Annotated in this window: 24 protein-coding genes and 2 pseudogenes; 13 read left to right on the plus strand and 13 right to left on the minus strand. The window is 41.4% G+C overall.

Features of this window, described 5'->3' with window-relative positions:
* Positions 1–59 precede the first annotated feature (59 nt).
* From F7734_RS01120 to F7734_RS01130, 3 genes are all read left to right on the plus strand, one after another.
* Positions 60–2,525 carry a CHASE2 domain-containing protein gene (locus tag F7734_RS01120; protein ID WP_155742987.1) on the plus strand — a complete coding sequence of 822 codons (2,466 nt, stop codon included), beginning with the start codon at positions 60–62 and terminating at the stop codon, positions 2,523–2,525.
* Positions 2,526–2,804: 279 nt separating this feature from the next.
* Positions 2,805–2,999, plus strand: a complete 195-nt coding sequence (locus F7734_RS62955) for a hypothetical protein (protein ID WP_243146602.1) — start codon at positions 2,805–2,807, stop codon at positions 2,997–2,999.
* A gap of 336 nt (positions 3,000–3,335) precedes the next feature.
* Positions 3,336–8,006: a filamentous hemagglutinin N-terminal domain-containing protein gene (locus F7734_RS01130; RefSeq protein ID WP_155742988.1), complete on the plus strand. Its 4,671-nt coding sequence runs from the start codon at positions 3,336–3,338 to the stop codon at positions 8,004–8,006.
* Here F7734_RS01130 and F7734_RS62960 read toward each other — a convergent pair.
* Together F7734_RS62960 and F7734_RS01140 are read right to left on the minus strand one after the other, a co-directional pair.
* Positions 8,003–8,245 carry a hypothetical protein gene (locus tag F7734_RS62960; RefSeq protein ID WP_243146603.1) on the minus strand — a complete coding sequence of 81 codons (243 nt, stop codon included), beginning with the start codon at positions 8,243–8,245 and terminating at the stop codon, positions 8,003–8,005. The genes F7734_RS01130 and F7734_RS62960 overlap by 4 nt on opposite strands.
* Before the next feature lie 241 nt (positions 8,246–8,486).
* Complete coding sequence (locus F7734_RS01140) at positions 8,487–8,663, minus strand: hypothetical protein (protein WP_243146604.1); 177 nt, start codon at positions 8,661–8,663, stop codon at positions 8,487–8,489.
* Between the two features lie 73 nt (positions 8,664–8,736).
* On the opposite strand from F7734_RS01140, the gene F7734_RS01145 reads away from it, so the two are divergent.
* Together F7734_RS01145 and F7734_RS01150 are read left to right on the plus strand one after the other, a co-directional pair.
* Positions 8,737–9,057, plus strand: a complete 321-nt coding sequence (locus F7734_RS01145) for a nucleotidyltransferase domain-containing protein (protein ID WP_155742989.1) — start codon at positions 8,737–8,739, stop codon at positions 9,055–9,057.
* The gene (locus F7734_RS01150) at positions 9,054–9,443 is read left to right on the plus strand and encodes a HEPN domain-containing protein (protein WP_155742990.1); all 390 of its coding nucleotides are present in this window, start codon (positions 9,054–9,056) and stop codon (positions 9,441–9,443) included. The genes F7734_RS01145 and F7734_RS01150 overlap by 4 nt, the downstream gene beginning before the upstream one ends.
* 19 nt (positions 9,444–9,462) lie before the next feature.
* On the opposite strand, the pseudogene F7734_RS62965 reads toward F7734_RS01150, so the two are convergent.
* A pseudogene (locus F7734_RS62965) lies at positions 9,463–9,583 on the minus strand (Uma2 family endonuclease); the annotation flags it as partial.
* A 40-nt stretch (positions 9,584–9,623) separates the two neighbouring features.
* Between F7734_RS62965 and F7734_RS01160 the strand changes: the two are divergent.
* The 3 genes and pseudogenes from F7734_RS01160 to F7734_RS01170 all read left to right on the plus strand — a co-directional run.
* The gene (locus F7734_RS01160) at positions 9,624–9,866 is read left to right on the plus strand and encodes a hypothetical protein (protein ID WP_155742991.1); all 243 of its coding nucleotides are present in this window, start codon (positions 9,624–9,626) and stop codon (positions 9,864–9,866) included.
* A gap of 96 nt (positions 9,867–9,962) precedes the next feature.
* Positions 9,963–10,184, plus strand: coding sequence for a type II toxin-antitoxin system HicA family toxin (locus F7734_RS01165; protein ID WP_155742992.1), 222 nt, complete (start codon positions 9,963–9,965; stop codon positions 10,182–10,184).
* Between the two features lie 73 nt (positions 10,185–10,257).
* Positions 10,258–10,516, plus strand: a pseudogene (locus F7734_RS01170) (IS4 family transposase); the annotation flags it as partial.
* A 59-nt stretch (positions 10,517–10,575) separates the two neighbouring features.
* Here F7734_RS01170 and F7734_RS01175 read toward each other — a convergent pair.
* Both F7734_RS01175 and F7734_RS01180 read right to left on the minus strand, forming a co-directional pair.
* Positions 10,576–10,884, minus strand: coding sequence for a type II toxin-antitoxin system RelE/ParE family toxin (locus F7734_RS01175; protein WP_155742993.1), 309 nt, complete (start codon positions 10,882–10,884; stop codon positions 10,576–10,578).
* Positions 10,877–11,134 carry a type II toxin-antitoxin system ParD family antitoxin gene (locus tag F7734_RS01180; RefSeq protein WP_166481658.1) on the minus strand — a complete coding sequence of 86 codons (258 nt, stop codon included), beginning with the start codon at positions 11,132–11,134 and terminating at the stop codon, positions 10,877–10,879. The genes F7734_RS01175 and F7734_RS01180 overlap by 8 nt, the downstream gene beginning before the upstream one ends.
* Before the next feature lie 13 nt (positions 11,135–11,147).
* On the opposite strand from F7734_RS01180, the gene F7734_RS60490 reads away from it, so the two are divergent.
* Positions 11,148–11,348 carry a hypothetical protein gene (locus F7734_RS60490; protein ID WP_166481659.1) on the plus strand — a complete coding sequence of 67 codons (201 nt, stop codon included), beginning with the start codon at positions 11,148–11,150 and terminating at the stop codon, positions 11,346–11,348.
* Positions 11,349–11,547: 199 nt separating this feature from the next.
* On the opposite strand, the gene F7734_RS01185 is transcribed toward F7734_RS60490, so the two are convergent.
* A complete protein-coding gene (locus F7734_RS01185) occupies positions 11,548–12,204 on the minus strand; it encodes a calcium-binding protein (RefSeq protein ID WP_155742995.1) in 657 nt (218 codons plus the stop codon).
* A gap of 281 nt (positions 12,205–12,485) precedes the next feature.
* On the opposite strand from F7734_RS01185, the gene F7734_RS01190 reads away from it, so the two are divergent.
* On the plus strand, positions 12,486–12,854 hold the full coding sequence (locus tag F7734_RS01190) for a filamentous hemagglutinin N-terminal domain-containing protein (protein ID WP_155742996.1): 369 nt from the start codon (positions 12,486–12,488) through the stop codon (positions 12,852–12,854).
* A 394-nt stretch (positions 12,855–13,248) separates the two neighbouring features.
* Complete coding sequence (locus F7734_RS01195) at positions 13,249–13,398, plus strand: hypothetical protein (RefSeq protein ID WP_155742997.1); 150 nt, start codon at positions 13,249–13,251, stop codon at positions 13,396–13,398.
* 545 nt (positions 13,399–13,943) lie between these two features.
* Here the strand turns inward: F7734_RS01195 and F7734_RS01200 are convergent.
* The 5 genes from F7734_RS01200 to F7734_RS01220 all read right to left on the minus strand — a co-directional run bounded on the left by F7734_RS01200 (position 13,944) and on the right by F7734_RS01220 (position 16,874).
* Entirely contained in the window at positions 13,944–14,666 is a 723-nt protein-coding gene (locus F7734_RS01200; RefSeq protein ID WP_155742998.1) for a CPBP family intramembrane glutamic endopeptidase, read from the minus strand.
* Positions 14,667–14,691: 25 nt separating this feature from the next.
* Positions 14,692–15,897 (minus strand): PQQ-dependent sugar dehydrogenase, encoded by a 1,206-nt coding sequence (locus tag F7734_RS01205; RefSeq protein WP_243146605.1) that lies wholly within the window; start codon positions 15,895–15,897, stop codon positions 14,692–14,694.
* Between the two features lie 112 nt (positions 15,898–16,009).
* Positions 16,010–16,135, minus strand: a complete 126-nt coding sequence (locus F7734_RS64995) for an element excision factor XisI family protein (protein ID WP_347566109.1) — start codon at positions 16,133–16,135, stop codon at positions 16,010–16,012.
* 56 nt (positions 16,136–16,191) lie between these two features.
* Positions 16,192–16,638 carry a PIN domain-containing protein gene (locus F7734_RS01215; protein WP_155743000.1) on the minus strand — a complete coding sequence of 149 codons (447 nt, stop codon included), beginning with the start codon at positions 16,636–16,638 and terminating at the stop codon, positions 16,192–16,194.
* A 2-nt stretch (positions 16,639–16,640) separates the two neighbouring features.
* The gene (locus tag F7734_RS01220; protein ID WP_155743001.1) at positions 16,641–16,874 is read right to left on the minus strand and encodes a hypothetical protein; all 234 of its coding nucleotides are present in this window, start codon (positions 16,872–16,874) and stop codon (positions 16,641–16,643) included.
* Positions 16,875–17,209: 335 nt separating this feature from the next.
* Between F7734_RS01220 and F7734_RS01225 the strand changes: the two genes are divergently transcribed.
* The gene (locus F7734_RS01225; protein WP_155743002.1) at positions 17,210–17,419 is read left to right on the plus strand and encodes a 2-oxoisovalerate dehydrogenase; all 210 of its coding nucleotides are present in this window, start codon (positions 17,210–17,212) and stop codon (positions 17,417–17,419) included.
* Complete coding sequence (locus F7734_RS01230; protein ID WP_166481660.1) at positions 17,416–17,655, plus strand: type II toxin-antitoxin system HicA family toxin; 240 nt, start codon at positions 17,416–17,418, stop codon at positions 17,653–17,655. Before F7734_RS01225 ends, F7734_RS01230 begins: the two co-directional genes overlap by 4 nt.
* Before the next feature lie 72 nt (positions 17,656–17,727).
* Here F7734_RS01230 and F7734_RS01235 read toward each other — a convergent pair whose 3' ends face one another.
* Complete coding sequence (locus F7734_RS01235) at positions 17,728–18,111, minus strand: type II toxin-antitoxin system VapC family toxin (protein WP_155743003.1); 384 nt, start codon at positions 18,109–18,111, stop codon at positions 17,728–17,730.
* The gene (locus tag F7734_RS01240) at positions 18,108–18,335 is read right to left on the minus strand and encodes a DUF2281 domain-containing protein (protein ID WP_155743004.1); all 228 of its coding nucleotides are present in this window, start codon (positions 18,333–18,335) and stop codon (positions 18,108–18,110) included. The genes F7734_RS01235 and F7734_RS01240 overlap by 4 nt, the downstream gene beginning before the upstream one ends.
* Positions 18,336–18,429 lie beyond the last annotated feature (94 nt).

Genomic DNA, 18,429 nt, shown 5'->3' on the forward strand with positions numbered 1-18,429 from the left:
TACGCACAAACAACACTCTTACAAATGACAAATGACAAATGACAAAGGACTTTTGACAAATGAGTAAACTAGTTGTCTTTAGCTTGTTGGGAGGAGACTTAGATCGGGGTTTTCCTGTTGTCACTGCTCAACTTTGGTATAATAATCAATCTGTTAAAATAACAGGGAGTTTACCAGCTATACCGGAACTCAGCGAACTCTACAGAAGTTGGCAGTTACTCTACGAAGCTATCCATGAACGTTTGGGTAGCAATCAACGTATAAAAGTGCATTCGCAAGATATTACTCATATTTCTGTAAATGACTTTGAGGGCTTGTGTCAACAACTACAAGTCTGTATTAATACTTGGTTAAAATCTGAATCCTTCCAAAATATTGAACGGCAGTTACGGACTCTACTGAGTCGAGATGATGAAATTAGAGTCATTATTGAAACTCACATAACACTACTACATCGATTACCATGGCATTTATGGGATTTTTTTGAGGATTACCCCAACGCTGAGGTTGCGTTGAGCAATCATGAGTATGCGTCTCCTCAGATATTACAAAAATCTCCCACAGGTAAAGTTAAGATTTTGGCAATTTTGGGTAACAGTGTTGGTATTAATATTGATAAAGACCGTTCTTTGTTACAAAAGTTAAAAGATACCCAAACTACCTTTCTAGTCGAACCTACACGTCGAGAATTGGACGAACAACTGTGGGATCGAGATTGGGATATTCTGTTTTTTGCAGGTCATAGTGTTAGCCTTGCAGGTGGTGAAAAAGGGGAAATTCAGATCAACCAGACTGAGAGTTTAACAATTTCTCAGTTTAAATATGCTCTTCAGACAGCAATTACACGGGGTTTAAAACTTGCAATTTTCAACTCTTGTGATGGAATTGGTTTGGCTCGAAATTTGGCAGATTTGAACATTCCTCAAATAATTGTCATGCGCGAACCAGTATCAGATTTAGTAGCGCAGCAGTTCTTGAACAATTTTCTCATGTCTTTTACGGGTGGGAAGCCATTTTTCCTTGCTGTGCGAGAAGCGCGGAAAAGACTTCAAGCATTGGAAAATGAATTTCCGTGTGCTAGTTGGTTACCCGTTATCTGTCAAAATCCTACAACTGTCCCAATAACTTGGCAAGCGTTACGCGATCGCCCTTGGCGCAAGCCGTACCCGGCTTATCGCGAAGCGGCTGCTTTGCAGCATCGCTCTAGTAACACTGAGGCTGGCAATCATGTCTCGATTCCAAGCAGAATTTCGGTTTCAAAGACTAAATTATGGACTGTGCTGCTAAGTACTATTATTGTTACTCTTGTAACGATAAGTTTAAGATATTTAGGAGTTTTCCAGAAAGCCGAACTGCAAATCTTTGACCAAATGCTGCTATTGCGACCAAAGGAAGAGTTAGACCACAGGTTAGTCATTGTTGAAATTACTGAGAAAGACATTCAATCCCGACAAGGAATAACAACAGGGCTAAAATCCATTTCGGATAGTACGTTAGCTGAACTAATTAACAAATTACAACAGCATCAACCGCGAGTCGTTGGATTGGATATTTATCGAGACTTTACCGATCCTCCAGATAAATTAAAACCGATACAACTGGCTGATGAACTGAACCAAGAAAATGTCGTTGTTGTCTGTAAAGGCAAAGATAGCAAACACGATCCTCAAGGAGTTAAACCTCCCCAAAAAGTACCTGTAGAGCGTCAGGGTTTTACTGATGCAATTCTAGATCCAGATGGTGTTATCCGTCGTCAAATTTTGATGATGGATCAAGATTTTTCGTCTCCCTGTAAAACTCCTCATTCACTCTCTTTGCAATTGGCTGCTCGTTACCTATCTGACAAAAATCTTGAATTAGATGAAGATTATGTAAAATTTAATTCTAAAACAGGTTCTAAAATATTTAAACGCTTAAAGCCCGGTCTTAGTGGTGGCTATCAAAATTTGGAAACATTAGGGGGAATTCAAATACTTGTTAATTACCGTGATGCTGATTATAGAGGAGTTACTTTGGAATATGCATTAAGTGATGGAGCTAACCTTGATTTTATTAAAGATAAAGTTGTGCTTATAGGAGTGACAGCAAACACTGTCGGTGATACTTGGCGAACTCCCTACAGTGAAGCAAAGCAAGAATATCAGGAAACTCCAGGCGTATACATACAAGCGCAAATGGTTAGTCAAATTCTGAGTGCAGTTTTAGACGAACGACCAATTTTTTGGGTTTTACCTGACTGGGGTGATATTCTCTGGATATGGGGATGGTCGAGTGTGTCTGGTCTGATTGTTTGGAACGTGCGATCGCGCTCTGCTCGGCTCTCTTTGGGAGCATCGCTGTTAAATGGGGGATGTGCCATAGTTGCTACAGTCATTGTTTTATATGGAGTTTGTGCGATCGCGCTCTGTGCAACTCCCTCTAAGGGCATCGCTCTTTTCCCACAAGGAGCATGGTTACCATTTCTTCCTACAGCCTTTGCTGTGGTTACAAGCAGTGTTGTTGTGTTATCAGTTCACAGTCGTTGAGAATTTTCTATTTCTTAGAGGATGTTGGAAAAGTTGTAGGCTGTCATTTGAATCACATTATTACCCCCCTTGTAAAGGCTATGCATTAGCGCTTGTCTTGCGCTTGCATTACTACTATAGGACACCATTAGGATAAAATATCGAGTACACTACAGTACAATAAATGACATAAAAAAATGGACATTGCGTAGGGTGATTTGAGATGATGGGCAACTTAGCCGCGTTTATGGTGTCAGAAGCGATCGTCAAAAAACGCCAAGAGCAAAACAAGGAGGACAAATGACCAACCCACGACAACCACCATTAACTGTTGAGAAACGCTTAACCCGCCTAGAAACCCTGTTTAGCAACGTAGGTGAAACAGTACTCGCTCAGAGTGATGTCATTGCTGCTATGAGTGCTAGCATCCAACAAACTAACCAAAATGTTCGCGCTCAGAGTGATGTCATCAGAATGATGTCATTGCTGCTATAAGTGCTAACATCCAACAAACTAACCAAAATGTTAGCGCTCAGAGTGCCACGATTGATGTCTTAGTTGCTAATATCCAGCAATTAACCGAAAACGTTAACTTTGTAACCAATCGTGTTGATATTCTAGCAATACAAGCAGAGCAGGATAGAGCGCAAGCAGCCCAAGACAGACAACAAGCAGCTATTGACCGCCAGGAATTTCGCAAGGAGATTCGGCAGATTTGGGAGTACTTGCGCGACAGGAACGGGGGTAGCAGCCTACCAAACCAATAGTGCAAGGATACCTGCCAAACCAATAGTGCAAGGATAAAGGATAACTTTCTCTACAAAAATTCAAATGAAAACAAAACGCTGGCTGGGTTGTTGGCAATTACGATTTGTAGGACTTTTGACATCGATAGGGATAAGTATCTTTGCAAACAAAGCCTTGGCTCAGAGTACTCCCAGTAATATCCAAGCCGATGATACCCTTGGAACTGAATCATCGCAAATTATACAAAATTTTCAGGGACAACCAAGAGAAGTCATTACTGGTGGTGCAACTCGCGGAATTAACTTATTTCATAGTTTTCAAGAATTTAACGTCAATGAAGGAAGAGAAGCTTATTTTTTCAGTCCTAGCGCAGATATCCAAAATATTCTAGCACGAGTCACAGGTGGTAACCGCTCGGAGATTTTGGGTACGCTGGGTACTGTTGGCAACTCCCAACCCAATTTATTTCTAATCAATCCCAACGGCATTATATTTGGGGGAAATGCCAGATTAGATGTACCAGGTGCTTTTGTAGGGACGACTGCAAATGGAGTGCAATTTGGAGAGCAAGGATTGTTTAGTGCTACGAATCCTCAAGCACCAGCTTTGTTAACAGTGAATCCAAGTGCATTGTTTTTTAATCAAATGAATCGCAGTGAAATAATTAACCGGAGTCGTCAAATTGCAACGCCAGGAAGTTTTTACTTAATAGGGGGAAATATTACGTTCGATGGTGGTATTGCAATTTCAGTAGGAAATCGTTTGGAATTCGGTGCAGTTGCTCTAACAGGAACTGTTGAGTTGATTGGTAGCGGTAATCAAATGCAGTTAGCCTTCAGAGAAGGTGTACCAAAGGCAGATATAGTCCTGCAAAATAACGCCCTTGCTTCGACAACTGGAGGAGGTGCAGTTTCTGTCAATGCTGAGAACTTGAGCCTTTTTGGAAATAGTATTATTGGTTCAGTTCTTGCAGCAGGGGAAGGTCAACTGGGTGTAGCTGGGGGAGATGTCGTAGTTAATGCAACTGGCAATGTTACGCTAGACGATCGTAGTAGCATTGCTAATCAAGGTTTAGAAAATTCTTTAGGCGATACCGGAAATATTACAGTTAACGCCCAGTCAATTCGTCTCACAAATCAAAGCCAAATTAGTAGTCCTAGTCCAAGAAGCCGGGGAAATATTAATTTAAATGCTAAGGATAATATCAGCCTTGATAATAGTTTGATTAGTACCAATGGAATCTTGAATCGGATAGGTAAATCAGGCAACCTGACAATCGCTGCTCGAAATATTAATTTAAGTAACCGCTCCATAATTGATTCTGGCAATATTGGACAAGGACAAAGTGGAAAAATTGATTTAAAAGCTCAAGAAACTATTTCGATGACTGGTGGAAGTACTATTTTAAGCGCTTCTACTGCATCCGGTTTTGGTGAACTTAATAATCAGCCTAGCGGTGATATTGAAATCAAAACAAGAAACCTCACACTAGATGGTAATAATACTTCCATCAATGCTTCAAATCTTGATGAGGGAAGGGGCGGCAATGTTCGTATTATCGCTGATGACTCAATTTCATTAAATGAGCTTGCATCAATTTCATCTACCAGCACTGGTCAAGGCGATGCGGGGAATATCGAACTTCAGACGCGATCGCTAACGCTTGCTAACGGGGGAAGCCTTGGTACGCAATCATCAGGACGTGGTAGTAGTGGAAATTTATTAATTAATGCTTCCGACTCTGTTAATTTGAGCGGTATAACAACATTTATTAATCCACAAACTGGAGAGACAATCACTACAGGAAGTAGACTAGCAACAAGCACTTTTGGTACTGAAAATAGCGGAAAATTAACTATTAATACACAACGATTAAGCGTTAACGATGGTGGAGATATTACTACGAGTACTGAGTTTGGTCGCGGAGGAAATTTAACCATAAACGCCAAAGACTCAGTAGAGGTTGTAGGGCGATCGCCTAGTACAGACAATAGTCCTAGTACTATTTCTACTAGTACTTTTGGTTCTGGAGATGCCGGAAATCTCAGCATAATTACAGGTCGTTTAAGTATTCGTGATGGTGGAGCTATCACAACTTTGACATCTGGTACGGGCAAAGGAGGAAATTTAACTGTAGATGCCAATGACTCAGTAGAGGTTGTAGGGCGATCGCCTAGCTTACCTAATGGTCTCAGCAATATCTCCACTGGTACTTTCGGCTTTGGAAATGCAGGAAGTATGAGAATTAACACAAATCATTTCAGCGTTCGTGATGGAGCACGAGTCACGACTTCTACCTTTAGTAGAGGTAAGGGAGGTCATTTGACTGTTAATGCTGACCGTAGTGTGGAACTCATTGGTACGTCTTCTGACGGTCGTTTTTTTAGTGGTTTGCTTTCTTCTGCTGAATCAGGCTCAATTGGTGATGCGGGAGATTTAACGATTACCACCCAAAATTTACTCGTGCGAGATGGAGCACAGATTAATACGGGTACATCTGGTGCAGGTAAGGGAGGGAATTTAACTATCAATACCTCTAATAAAGTCCAACTCACTGGTACGTCTTCTGACCGTCGCTTTGTTAGTAGTTTGGGTACTTCTACTAATAACCAAGATTCAACTGGCGATGCGGGAAACTTGATGATTACCACCCAAGATTTAATTATCCAAAATGGGGCATTAGTTACAAGTGCTACATCTGGCGCAGGTAAGGGAGGAAATTTGACAGTCAATGCGAGCGGTAGCGTGGAAGTCATGAGTGCTAGCAGGTTGAGCGCATCCACAAATCAAGGCTTAACAGGAAACGCGGGAGACTTAACGATTAATACCCAGAACTTACTTGTGCGTGATGGTGGACAAGTGGATGCAGTTACATTCGGCGCACGTAACGGAGGAAATTTAATTATAAATGCTTCTAAGAAGGTGGAAGTTATTGGTACGTCAGCAGATGGTCAAACTACCAGCGTCTTAAGTACTTCTGCGTTAAGAGGTTCAACTGGAGACGCAGGAAATTTGAAGATTACTACTCAAGATTTACTTGTGAGAGATGGGGCACAAATTGACGCTAGCACAAATGGTAGAGGCAAAGGGGGTAATTTAACTGTAGACGCCTCAAACAAGGTACAGTTGATTGGCACTTCTGCTGATGGTCGTGTTATCAGTGGTTTGGCCACTTCTGCTCAAGCAGGTTTAACCGGAGATGCAGGAAGTTTAACGGTTAATACCCAAGACTTACTTGTACGAGATGGAGCACGGATATTTACTGGAACATTTGGTACAGGTAGGGCGGGAAATTTAACAGTCAATGCCTCTAATAAGGTTGAACTGGTTGGCACATCTGCTGATGGTTTTCCTGGTGGTTTAATTGCGTCTGCTGAAAGAGGCTCAACCGGAAATGCAGGAGATTTGAAGGTTGATACCCAAAATTTAATAGTAAGGGATGGGGCGCAGGTTTTGGCAAGTACGTTTAGTTCTGGACGAGGTGGAAATTTAACTGTGAATGCTTCAGAAAGCGTGCAACTGATGGGTCAGTCAGCTAATAGCGATTTTCTCAGTGGCTTGTTCGCTTCTTCTGAAAAAGGTGCAACTGGTAGTGCGGGAAATTTGGCTGTAAATACTCAACGTTTACTTGCGCGAGATGGGGCGCAAGTTATAGCTTCTACGTTTAATTCAGGACAAGCGGGAGATTTAACTTTAAATGCTTCAGAAAGCGTGCAACTGATTGGTCAATCAGCGCGTGGTGGGTTTTCCAGTGGTTTATTTGTTTCTGCTGAACGAGACTCAACCGGAAATGCAGGAGATTTGAAGGTTAATACTCGTCAATTACTTGTACGCGATCGCGCTGGGATATTTGTCAATAGTCAGGGAACAGGAAACGCAGGTATTATGACCATCAACGCTAACACTATCCGCCTAGACAACAACGCCTCACTTAATGCCAACACTCGCAGCCCTAACAAAGATCCTAATAGAGAACAAGCAACCATCAACCTCAACTCTCGAAACATTGTTCTTCGTCGTAACAGTAACATTACCACTAATGCAAGTGGCGAAAATGTCGTTGGTGGTAATATCAATATTGACAGCGATTTCTTGATTGCGATCGCAAACAGTGATATCAGTGCCAACTCAACTGACTTCCGTGGTGGAAATGTGAGAATCAAGACTCAAAGCATTTTTGGGACGCAGTTCCGCGATGCACCCACTTCTGTGAGTGACATTACAGCTACAGGCGCAACGCGAGATTTGAGTGGGAATGTAGAAATCAGTCCACCGGATGTGGATCTTACCAGTGGATTAGTCGAACTCCCAATTAATCTGGTTGATGCCTCTAATCAAATTTACACTGCCTGCACTCCTGGTACGCGACAATTCCAGAATACTTTTATTTCCACAGGACGTGGTGGATTGCCGCTTAATCCTATTGAACCATTACAAGATGCAAATACTATTGCACAATGGGTGAGATTGCGATCGCCTCTCAACGCCCAAACCACTCAAAGTCCCTTGATTGCAGATCGTGATTCGCGATCATCTAAAAGACAACAGCAAAGAGAAAACTCAGCCAACACCGCACCTCAATCAACAGATGTTTCAAGCACTACCAAAGTTACAGCAGCAACTCAAATTGTGGAAGCTCAAAGTTGGGTAGTTGATCGCAATGGCAATATAGAACTCGTGGTACAGGCTCCTAGTGTAACCCCTCACAACTCTTGGTTTCCAAGAGCTTCTTGTCCTGTGGGTTGGTTAGATTAAGCTACTACCTGTATGTTTTGGTAAGTGAAATCTAAATTGGATGATAGTTGTGCAATTGAGACTGGCGCTTGGGAACCGATACCATCTGCGTCATAAGCTAGAATACCATCAGCAGGGTTATAGAGGAAGCTTGAGTTTCTAGTAGTGGCACTGCTACCCAAGCTAAACTGCTCTGGAGTTAGTAAGACGTCTTGACCTAAGGTCGGTGGTATGAGTCCTGCAAAGCCTGAAGCAGACACAACAATCTTGTCCTCAAGAACATCAAAATCAGTAATCGTGTCAATTCCATCATTTGAAGAGAGAAAAACAAAACTATCTGCTCCCGCTCCTCCGGTGAGAGTATCATTACCAGCACGACCAATTAAGACATCGTTACCGCTACTTGCTTGACCAGAGGAAAAATTGTTACCGCTAGTTGCTCACAGCACGGTGTGGATTTCTATCTTTCCAAGCAGAAGAGAGAACATAGCATTTAAGCATTTATTTTTTGGTTTGAGATTCTGCAATCTTTGCCCTTAGCATTTGTTCTGTTTTTTCGATTCCTGCCAATTTATCCTGAAGTTCTTGCTTTTGTTTTAATACTTTATCTAGATATTTAGCAAAGCAGCTACCATCGATAACAGATTGAAGTCTATGTTCATATTCTTCATCTGACATGGGTGTCCCACACATTGCGGTCATACCAAGGTTATAACTGATTAAACTGTTACTCTGAAAGCTTAAGCTCAAGATGCATGAGAAATTATCAAAAATCCTAACTGAATTACGCTCTTACCTTGAAACACTGTATCATGAGCGGCTAGTTCAGATTATCCTCTATGGTTCCCAAGCTAGAGGAGATGCTCGCCCAGACTCAGACATTGATGTATTAATTGTGCTAAGGGAACCTGTTGATTTTGCTGCCGAAATAGAGCGTACAAGTTACTTCTTGACGGAACTATGTTTAAAATATAACGTTCTTGTTACCTGCGCCTTTGTAGAAAGCGAGCGATTCCAGCACGAGAATGGCGGTTTCTTTCGCAATGTTCGTCGAGAAGGAATAGCCATATGACACCTGAACAACAAGCACTACTTCAAAAAGCTGTCAGGAGTTTACAAGCAGCAAAAGTTCTCAATAAAACAAATTTACCAGAATTTGCTGCTGCCCGTGGTTACTACACCATGTTTTACATTGCCTCAGCTTTTTTAGAAGGTGAAGGGCTAGCTTTCTCCCGACATTCTGCTGTAATTTCAGCATTTGGTCAGCGGTTTGCCAACACAGGGCGTGTACCAGTAGAATTCCATCGCTACCTCATAGCCGCAGAACAGATTCGCCGCCAAGCAGACTATAACATTAATCCAGGACTTACGGAAGAACAGGCACAAGAACAGATTGAACGTGCCGAAGAATTTTTGGAATTGGCAGAACAACTACTTGGTTCGATTCCACCTACATAACTAACTAAGCAGATCTTATTTTTTTGGAATTGCCGATAAATTTTCTGGCACCGTGAGCAGCATAGTCAACTATCCAAGTATTCAGGAATTTTCATAATCTCGTAATTTCCAAACTTGGTGTAATAATCATCTTCCCAGTTAAAGCGATCGCCCCTCAACGCCCAAACCACTCAACGTCCCTTGATTACAGATGATGATTCGCGATCGTCTAACAGACAATGGCAAAGTCGAACGCAAAGAGAAAACTCAGCCAACACCGCGCCTCAATCAACAGATGTTTCAAGCACTACCAAAGTTACACTAGCAACTCAAATTGTGGAAGCTTCAAGCTGGGTAGTCGATCGCAATGGCAACATAGAACTCGTGGCACAAGCTTCTGGTAGCCCTTGGTTTCCAAAAGCTTTTTGTTCTGTATCTCGGTAATATTATATTTGGCTCATAGTTGAGATTGCCAATATAAGAGGACGAGAAGATGACTATGGAATTTTGCGCTCTAGTTGCTGTGTTATCTTCCGTAATATGCCCAAAAAAGTTAGAGAATTGAAACAGATGTTGCAAAAAGCAGGATTTACATTGTTGCCTAAACGGGAGAAAGGAAGTCACTCCTGTTGGATTCATCCACTTTTGCCAAATCCTGTAGTCCTTTCCGGTAAAGATGGCAAAGATGCAAAATCTTACCAGGAAAAAGATGTAATAGCAGCACTAGAAGAACTAGAGCAGTTAGAGCAAGGGAATGGATAATATTGTCAGTCCCCATTCTGTACGAATGATAGTTGTTTGTCCACCTACTACCGAAGCCATACCCATAGTCTCTGAAATAGAATTTAATTTCCGGGATGCTAAGCAATTTTGGGGATTGGAGGATTTTATGAACTTCACTCAAATTGCGGTGACTAATGCTGCTAACATGAGCATTGTTTATGGTTAACCTATCCTATTGTTTTCAATATGTCCGGGAAATGTTAAAAATGCTGCCTGTAAAACCAGAGCCTATAATATTCGCCCAGATTTTTACCAAGCTTACTTCCTTGGGTCGTATTCATCCGCTTTCTACAGAAGTTGAACCCTCGTAAATTGGCGAAGGTATTGCTAGAGTAAGTTGTTTTCCTTAATAGCTGGAACAATTATCACCCTATTCTTCAAACTGGCTTAAAAAGTCCATACTGCCATGCAGAATTGTTACTACATAGACCGTCTGATTTTCAAGGCGGTAGACAATTACATGTTCACCTGCATTATATGCCTTATGGGTTTGCGGTATATCAGACCGGAAATGTCCGAGCATTGGATTGTCCCTTATTTTCTCCAAACATTCCTTGAGCATGGCTGAATATTTCAGCACTTGTTCTTTGCCGTAAGAATTCTTCGTGTAACGCTGAATTTTCTTATAATCTTTCTTGGCACGCCCGGACAGATAGAGGATGTAATTTTCCTTACTCATCTGCCAGCACTTCCTCAGTCAGGCGGTCAATCAATGCAGGGCTGTAAAGTTCTATACGTCCCGCTTGTATATCCGCTTCTCCTTCAGCAATGGCAGCATGGGATAACGCGATGCGCTTGCTCTCCCTGTTGGAATCCATATGCTGGCGCAGCGCATCCTTCACCACTTCTGTGTAGGTGCTGTAAAGCCCAGTATCAATCAATGCCTGCACATAAGTATCATAGGGATTACCCAATTCGAGACGTGGCATAGTTTTAATTCCTATGGATATAAACAGTACAAAAATTGTACCATTTACTGCCATACTTGCCAATACACAATCTTCCCTTGGCAAACTGTTTTTACAAATAAAGGTTACGCTGCAAAAAGCGGCAGATACCGCCAGAAATGATAGTAAAACTCAGTTTAAGCGTGCTTTGTTCGTCACTTGCGTACAAATGAACTATAAAAGCCCTGTTGCTTAATGGTAACATCGAACTCCTGGCACAAACTCCTAGTGTCACCGCTCACAGCCCTTGGTTTCCAAGAGCTTCTTGTCCCGTGTGTCAATAATAAATTTATTTTCCAATAGTCCTGACAGTAAAAAACCTTGCCAGAATTTGTATTAACACTCTAAAATCCCGGTTTCATGTGAGTGACCGGAATTTTAAACTTTAACTCTTATTAAGCTACTACCTGTATGTTTTGGTGGGTGAAATTTAAATTGGATGATAGTTGTGCGATCGCGACTTGCGCTTGTGAACCGATACCATCTGCGTCATAAGCTAGGATTCCATTAGTAGGGTTGTATGTAAAGCGTACATCACTGGTAGTAGCAGTGCTACCCAAACTCAACTGTCCTGAAGTTAGTAAGATTTCTTGAGCTAAGATCGGTGGTGTAAGTCCTACAAAGCCTGAAGCAGACACGACAATCTTGTCCTCAAGAACATCAAAATCAGTAATCGTGTCAATGCCATCATTTGAAGATAGAAAAACAAAACTGTCTGCTCCAGTTCCGCCAGTAAGAGTATCATTACCACCACGACCAATCAGCACATCCTTACCGCTACCTGCTTGCAAGATGCTATCTTGAGAATTACCAACAACAAATTGCCTTGTAAAGCTTGTACCGTCTGAGGAAGAGCTAACAAATCCTCTAGTATAGACAGAATTATTATCTAATAGTTTAACAGCACCAATAATGTCAGAAATACTGCTGTTAGCATTGAGAGAAGACCAAGTTACTGAATTTCCTTGCGTTGGAAGGTTAGGTGCTGGATATTTTATAGTAAAGGGAATCCCCTTATCTGTAAAGTAATCAATGATAGAAACAGTAGCCATATCTCACTATCTCCTTTGGTTTCAATGAATGAGTTAGAGCTTTTGCATTGACAACAAAAACGTGGAGCAAGCTGCACTGAGTTTGCAAGTAGAAGTTAAGCTTGACTCGATTTTCTTCTATTTCTTTATTGGTTGAGCAAAATTAATTTATTCACCCCACAGTTCGTAAAAAGCGATCGGGTTCCTGCAATGTTATTTGTAAAGCTTATGTATCAATCAAGTTTATTGACACCTACACTCTATAATTGAGAGTGCAAAACTAAATTGAATAGGAGAGTGCCATGTCTGGAGTGTCTGTGGGTTTGTGCTACTGGCAAGGTTTGGGAATAGCGATCGCTTGTTCCATTATCTGGTGTCCGAATAGCTCAGTTGCTCAAATCATCCCAGATACCACTCTCCCAAATAATTCCAACGTTACATTTAACGGCAACACGACAATTATCGAAGGTGGAACCACAACAGGCGCGAATCTGTTCCATAGCTTTAGAGAGTTTTCCATTCCACAAGGAGTAGGGGCTTTTTTCAACAATGCACCAGAAATTCAAAATATTCTGACACGGGTAACGGGTGGAACGGTATCCAATATTAATGGTTTGATTCGTGCTAACGGCAAAGCCAATCTATTGTCGAATATACTTCGTACCAAGTAATCTTTGACGTTTGAGGGTGAACTGCCCTGTGTCGGCGTTAGTGTTTGAGTGATTTACAATCGTAACAACATAGTTATGACTTCTCTGCCCCGGTGCATTTGGCGTCCTCATAGTAGGACTGTGGCTTGAATGTGAGAAGTTACAATTTACGTCACACTTTCCTGTTTCAAATGAAACATTGGAAAGGTTTGCTCGGAGTAATGCACGTAAGAATAACGAAGTACTTGCAATAGAGATTAAATAGAACACAGATTCAATTGCACAATCAGCATGTACTGAACAGAAAGACGACTAGCCGAACTCGAAACCAAAAAAGCAGAAGGAAGAAAAACCGGAGCCAATCGTATATAGGGAACAAAAACTCCAAGCTGAGTTGAAGAATATATGCACAAAGTTGAATGATTTAAACATTGGCGGTTCTCGTCAGTTTAAGAAGTCGGGGCGAGGAAGAAGAGCAAAGGGCGAAAGTCCTTGGGAAAAGATATACGATTGGTTGTGGAACGACGAGTATCCTAATTGGCAAGGTAAGCGACAGATAGTCTGACATCCCTCTGCAATCTTTCTCTCCCCACGAACCCAACTTAGTTGTGAATATGGTGCAGTGGATTCAAACTCACCAATAAAGTCCATTTTGTCAATCAGCTAAAATACTCAAAAAGTTCTCAATCAAAATGATAATTTTAGCAGGGTGGTAGGGAGAGGTGGCAAGAGACGCTTGCCTCATCAACAAAGTTTTTGATAGTCTAAATCTTCTTCAAAAACAAGAGTGTTACAACAGAATAATTTTGTCAGAAATGGGCAAGATTATTAGGTAAATTCAAAGATTAAACGAAGTAATGAACATTTTGGTCTACCGCTATGCCCAAACGACAAAAACAAAGCTCTGACCACGCACATAAACATTTGACATTTTTTTGATTCAATCTCTGAATTATAGCGCTTTTTACTTGAATCCAATACAGTTCTTGTGGAGAGGGCATCTTGCCCGCCTAAAACGGGCGGGACTCCCGTTCCACAAAATGGATAATTTATTTCTTGGAAAGCCCTAAGCGATTTCCCAATTTCCCGACTTCAGCAAACAGCGTTAACTTATTCAACTATTCCAAATGCAATTAGCAAAAAACCTGACCCATTAATCAAGGCGTGAATTATAATATCTGACCAAGTATTCTTTGTTTTTTGAACCACAAACGACGTGATGAAGATAATCGGGATGAGTGTTACCAACAATGTAAACCCAAACGGAATGTGAAATATCCACCAGAAACAGCCGTGCAATAACCAGGTGTACTGTCCGAATGCCAATTCTTGTCGGGGAAAAATATATCCTCGCCAAAACAGCCCTTCTCCAAAAATGTTGAAGAAGAACATAGGTATCCAGATGGCTAATATCCAATGATTATTATCGGTTAGCGGTGACACAGACATGAATGAGGGCTGGGCTGAAAAGCCAGGAATAAAGGCTTGCCCTATTGCAACAATGGCATAAGTTAAGATTCCTATACTTAGCACACCCAACCCAGTCCAACCAAGCGTATGCCAAGAGGGCTTACCTAGTCGCAACCGAGCCACGATCGCAGCAGTTTGCCAGGGATTGCCTTCAATCCAATAGAAAACAAAAGCAGCCACAAAGAGCGGCAGAAAGACGAGTGTACCTCCACAAATGAACCAGGAGACTAGCGTTGGCATTCCAGTTGCTTGGTTGAGAGCGGAGACTCCAATATGCGTGGCAATATACAGCAGCAGCATAGGAATTCCGAAGAAAACCAACGACTCTCGCAGTCCCATTGCTTGCATTGAAATCTTTTCCAAAATCGATCTCCGTTGAGAAGAACTTCTAACCTCCAGTAGGTTCTAACCGAATCAACCGACCATCCGAATCATCTGTGAGAATATACAATAACCCATCTGGTCCTTGCCGCACATCCCGCACCCGTTGTCCGATCTGAATTTCTTGTTGACCTCGAACGTTTCCCGCTTCGTCAAGATCGATGCGCCGCACATCTTGGGAAACCAAACCTCCAGCGAACAAATCTCCCTTCCACGCCGGAAAGCGATCGCCATTATAAAATGCTAATCCAGAAGGAGCTATTGCCGGAGTCCAAACGACTTTTGGATCGATCTTACCAGGTTGCGATCGAGTCTTTGAAATTTCGCCACCTGTATACTCTTTGCTATGGGTTACAAGGGGCCATCCGTAGTTTTTCCCAGCTTGAATTAAGTTTAGCTCATCACCACCACGCGACCCATGTTCCGTTGACCAAATCCGCCGCGCACCTGGATCGAACGCTAGTCCTTGAATATTGCGATGCCCGTAAGTCCAGATTGCCGAATTTGCATTTTTGTTAGTCGCTAATGGATTATCGCGAGGTATCGAACCATCATCATTTAACCGTATAATTTTACCCAAATGGCTGCGTAAATTTTGCGCCTGTCTCCGAATTAGGTTACCCTCTAGCTGAATAGGTGGATTTCCTCCATCCCCGATAGCGACTAGCATTGTATTATCTGGTAACCAAATAATGCGAGAGCCAAAATGTTGTCCACCCGATTTTACTTGGGAGACTTCAAAAATCACCCGTAAATTGCGTAACGCTTTTCCATCAAATGTTGCTCTGGCAACGCGAGTTCGATTAGCATTCTGGGTACCGTGGGAATAGGTGAGGTAAACAAAGCGATTTTTGGCAAACTGAGGATGAATCGAGACATCCATCAATCCAGCTTGCCCTGTTGTCAACACTTCCGGTACACCTGCAATCGGGGTTGGTTCGAGGACTCCATTTCGCACAACTCGCAGCCGCCCTGCTTTTTCCGAGATCAGCATTGTTCCATCTGGAAGCCATGCCATACTCCACGGACGCTCTAAGCCTTTGACGATTGGTGTTTGCCGAAATCCTTGAGCTTCTCCACTTGCAGTAGCAGCTCGAACAAGAGGCGCTTCAGCAGAAGGAACTGGTGGATTCTTATTCGCTGAAGCGAAAGAACAAGCTGCGATCGTAAACCCAAGACACGTAGTGCCTACTTTGCGGATTAGATACTTCATCAAGATACTCATGACTGCCAGTGTATGGAGGTTGAATCGATGGATGTTAATGTATAGTCAAGAATCTAGCATCTTATATTAAGAGAGTATAACAAACAGCTTATTCTCTGACTTAAGCAGTAGCAAATTCTGTCAAACTTCCTTTACTGGGATGATGAAAACCTAAAACAATGTCACTTTGGGGTATTCTGGCTGAAAGCAAATCATCCCAGATACCACTCTCCCAAACAATTCCAATGTTATCTTTGACAGTAACATGACATTACAAACAAAGCTCTAGTATTTCCCAGGTTTTTAGCTGTTTATACTGTTGGGATGAATAATAGTAATTCCTTCAACTGGAACAAAATCTTTTGGGTTTAAAGTCAGAATATGACTGATATTATGGGCAAGCACTACTGCTTGTAGGCGTAAATCATGGATACGTTTCCCTGAAATCCTATAAATTGTAGCGAGGCTCAACCAAATGTGAAATATACTCGGTGTTTCTTCTAGCCACTCAAACTGTTTTATGAGCATTTGCACTGCTCGTTCGGTTTCTTCTGGTGTCCATCCCAATCCATTTACATCAGTAGGACGAGTGGCTACAACCCAAAATTCAATTAAAACTTGAGATGTAATAAAACATTGATGATTGTTAGATATTAGATACCTGATTGTACGATCAACAAGATTGTAATCGGGAGCAGCTATATCCCTGGAACGCAACAGGATATTGGTATCTAATAGATAATGGGTCATACTTAATCATCGTAGATATTTTCTCGACGCAGAGCTTCATCAGAAAGGTTGGCATAGCTTTTTGGTGCTATATCCATCCACTTTTGCCAAAGTAATAATCTCTCTTCTGATGTTTGAGGTTTATTAGTTTGTAACATTAAATGCTTGTTACTAAGCTTTTCTTGAAATAGTTTTTGCTCGTCAACAGAGAGGTTTAGTACCACTTCTACGAGGAAGTTAACAAGTTGTACATTCATGGTTATGTATACCCACAAAACGCTACACGATAACGGCAGCCACTCCAGCAGAGTTTTGGTTTATTATAACAAGGGAACAAGGAACGGGGAACTTCGTAAAAATTAAATCCCATCAAAAGAAGTCTTTATCAGATGCTGCTGCTGTAAATTCAACTTGTAAAGCTATATTTGGAATGGCTCAGCGATTTTGACTCAAGAATAAAAACTTTAGAGTACTCATGTCTACAGATATTAACCTTTTAACTCTCTAGCTTAATTGTATATAATCATAAATGACATCACGAAGGCAATTTGTATTTGTTAACTTAGATAGTAAGGCATTTTACTAATAGCATATGAGCGAAATTGTTTTTTTGGTTGAAGATGACCTAGACGGTGGATACAATGCAAGAGCGCTTGGTGAGTCCATTTTCACACAAGCAGATGACTTGACAACTTTGCGGAAAATGATACGAGATGCAGTTCAGTGTCATTATCTTGATGAGCAGAGTCGTCCCAAACTCATCCGCCTACATATTGTCCGAGACGAGGTGTTTGCCTTGTGAAATTGCCCAGAGATTTGTCTGCTGAAGACCTTATTAAAGCACTTACCAAGTTGGGCTATGAAACGACTCGCCAGACTAGTAGCCACATTCGCCTGACAACTCAGGAAAATGGAGAACACAACCTGACAATTCCTGCTCACGATCCGATTAAAATAGGAACACTTAGTGCCATTCTTCGAGAGATCGCTAATCACTTTAATTTAGAACGAGAAGAATTACTCAATCGCCTTTTCTGATAAAAACAGACCAAACACTCATAAATACGTTGCACGCAAGTCAAGAAGTTTATTGATTCTCTACAAAAACGATTACCATATTCTATTTATAGAGTAGTTATTAAATGTAACATCACTGCTAATAATTGAAACTTTTTCTGTCATGACTTGTGCGACAAGTAATCTATCATAAGGGTCACGATGATGTAATGGCAATGTAGTGTAAATTGATAAATGTGCCATTCTAATCGGCAAAATTTCAATATCATTTAGTACAAGTTGTTCGGGGATAAAGTCCTCATAGTTATTTGGGAGTGTAAGTTTACCAATATTAACTTTAATCGCTATCTCCCATAAACTAACCATACTTATCCATAGATCGTTATCTGATTCCAACAAATTCTTTGCGTTGGAACTCAACTGTGGGCTATCATGAATAAACCACAAAAATGTGTGAGTATCAATAAGGAATCTCATTCCATGTACTCACGAAGTTCTTCTAGAGGTGCATCAAAATCATCAGACATCCAAATTAGTCCTTTGGCACTTCCACTTTGACGCCGTTTTTTTGGGTGATTTAAACGAATTATTTTTAAAATTGGCTCGTTGTTCTGAGTAATTACAATTTCGTCACCTGAAAGCGCTGTTTGAAACAAACTTTCTGGAGAACTTGTAGCTTGAGATATATCGACTTGATGCATATCAATTCAATATTGGAGAAATTCATACATTATTATATCACAATAATATAGGAGAGAAGATAAGCGGTTAAGGGAAATAGGGTTGAGCGCTTCG

The organism is Scytonema sp. UIC 10036 (assembly GCF_009725235.1).

What these genes read in the sequence shown, in the direction of transcription:
- F7734_RS01165 (WP_155742992.1), top strand. Translation starts at nt 9,963, where the DNA reads ATGCCCAAAAAAGTTAGAGAATTGAAACAGATGTTGCAAAAAGCAGGA.
- F7734_RS01220 (WP_155743001.1), bottom strand. Translation starts at nt 16,874, where the DNA reads ATGAATGTACAACTTGTTAACTTCCTCGTAGAAGTGGTACTAAACCTC.
- F7734_RS62955 (WP_243146602.1), top strand. Translation starts at nt 2,805, where the DNA reads ATGACCAACCCACGACAACCACCATTAACTGTTGAGAAACGCTTAACC.
- F7734_RS01185 (WP_155742995.1), bottom strand. Translation starts at nt 12,204, where the DNA reads ATGGCTACTGTTTCTATCATTGATTACTTTACAGATAAGGGGATTCCC.
- F7734_RS01205 (WP_243146605.1), bottom strand. Translation starts at nt 15,897, where the DNA reads ATGAAGTATCTAATCCGCAAAGTAGGCACTACGTGTCTTGGGTTTACG.
- F7734_RS01175 (WP_155742993.1), bottom strand. Translation starts at nt 10,884, where the DNA reads ATGAGTAAGGAAAATTACATCCTCTATCTGTCCGGGCGTGCCAAGAAA.
- F7734_RS01130 (WP_155742988.1), top strand. Translation starts at nt 3,336, where the DNA reads ATGAAAACAAAACGCTGGCTGGGTTGTTGGCAATTACGATTTGTAGGA.
- F7734_RS01190 (WP_155742996.1), top strand. Translation starts at nt 12,486, where the DNA reads ATGTCTGGAGTGTCTGTGGGTTTGTGCTACTGGCAAGGTTTGGGAATA.
- F7734_RS01225 (WP_155743002.1), top strand. Translation starts at nt 17,210, where the DNA reads ATGAGCGAAATTGTTTTTTTGGTTGAAGATGACCTAGACGGTGGATAC.
- F7734_RS01140 (WP_243146604.1), bottom strand. Translation starts at nt 8,663, where the DNA reads ATGTCAGATGAAGAATATGAACATAGACTTCAATCTGTTATCGATGGT.
- F7734_RS01180 (WP_166481658.1), bottom strand. Translation starts at nt 11,134, where the DNA reads ATGCCACGTCTCGAATTGGGTAATCCCTATGATACTTATGTGCAGGCA.
- F7734_RS01145 (WP_155742989.1), top strand. Translation starts at nt 8,737, where the DNA reads ATGCATGAGAAATTATCAAAAATCCTAACTGAATTACGCTCTTACCTT.
- F7734_RS01235 (WP_155743003.1), bottom strand. Translation starts at nt 18,111, where the DNA reads ATGAGATTCCTTATTGATACTCACACATTTTTGTGGTTTATTCATGAT.
- F7734_RS60490 (WP_166481659.1), top strand. Translation starts at nt 11,148, where the DNA reads ATGGATATAAACAGTACAAAAATTGTACCATTTACTGCCATACTTGCC.
- F7734_RS01150 (WP_155742990.1), top strand. Translation starts at nt 9,054, where the DNA reads ATGACACCTGAACAACAAGCACTACTTCAAAAAGCTGTCAGGAGTTTA.
- F7734_RS01120 (WP_155742987.1), top strand. Translation starts at nt 60, where the DNA reads ATGAGTAAACTAGTTGTCTTTAGCTTGTTGGGAGGAGACTTAGATCGG.
- F7734_RS01215 (WP_155743000.1), bottom strand. Translation starts at nt 16,638, where the DNA reads ATGACCCATTATCTATTAGATACCAATATCCTGTTGCGTTCCAGGGAT.
- F7734_RS01240 (WP_155743004.1), bottom strand. Translation starts at nt 18,335, where the DNA reads ATGCATCAAGTCGATATATCTCAAGCTACAAGTTCTCCAGAAAGTTTG.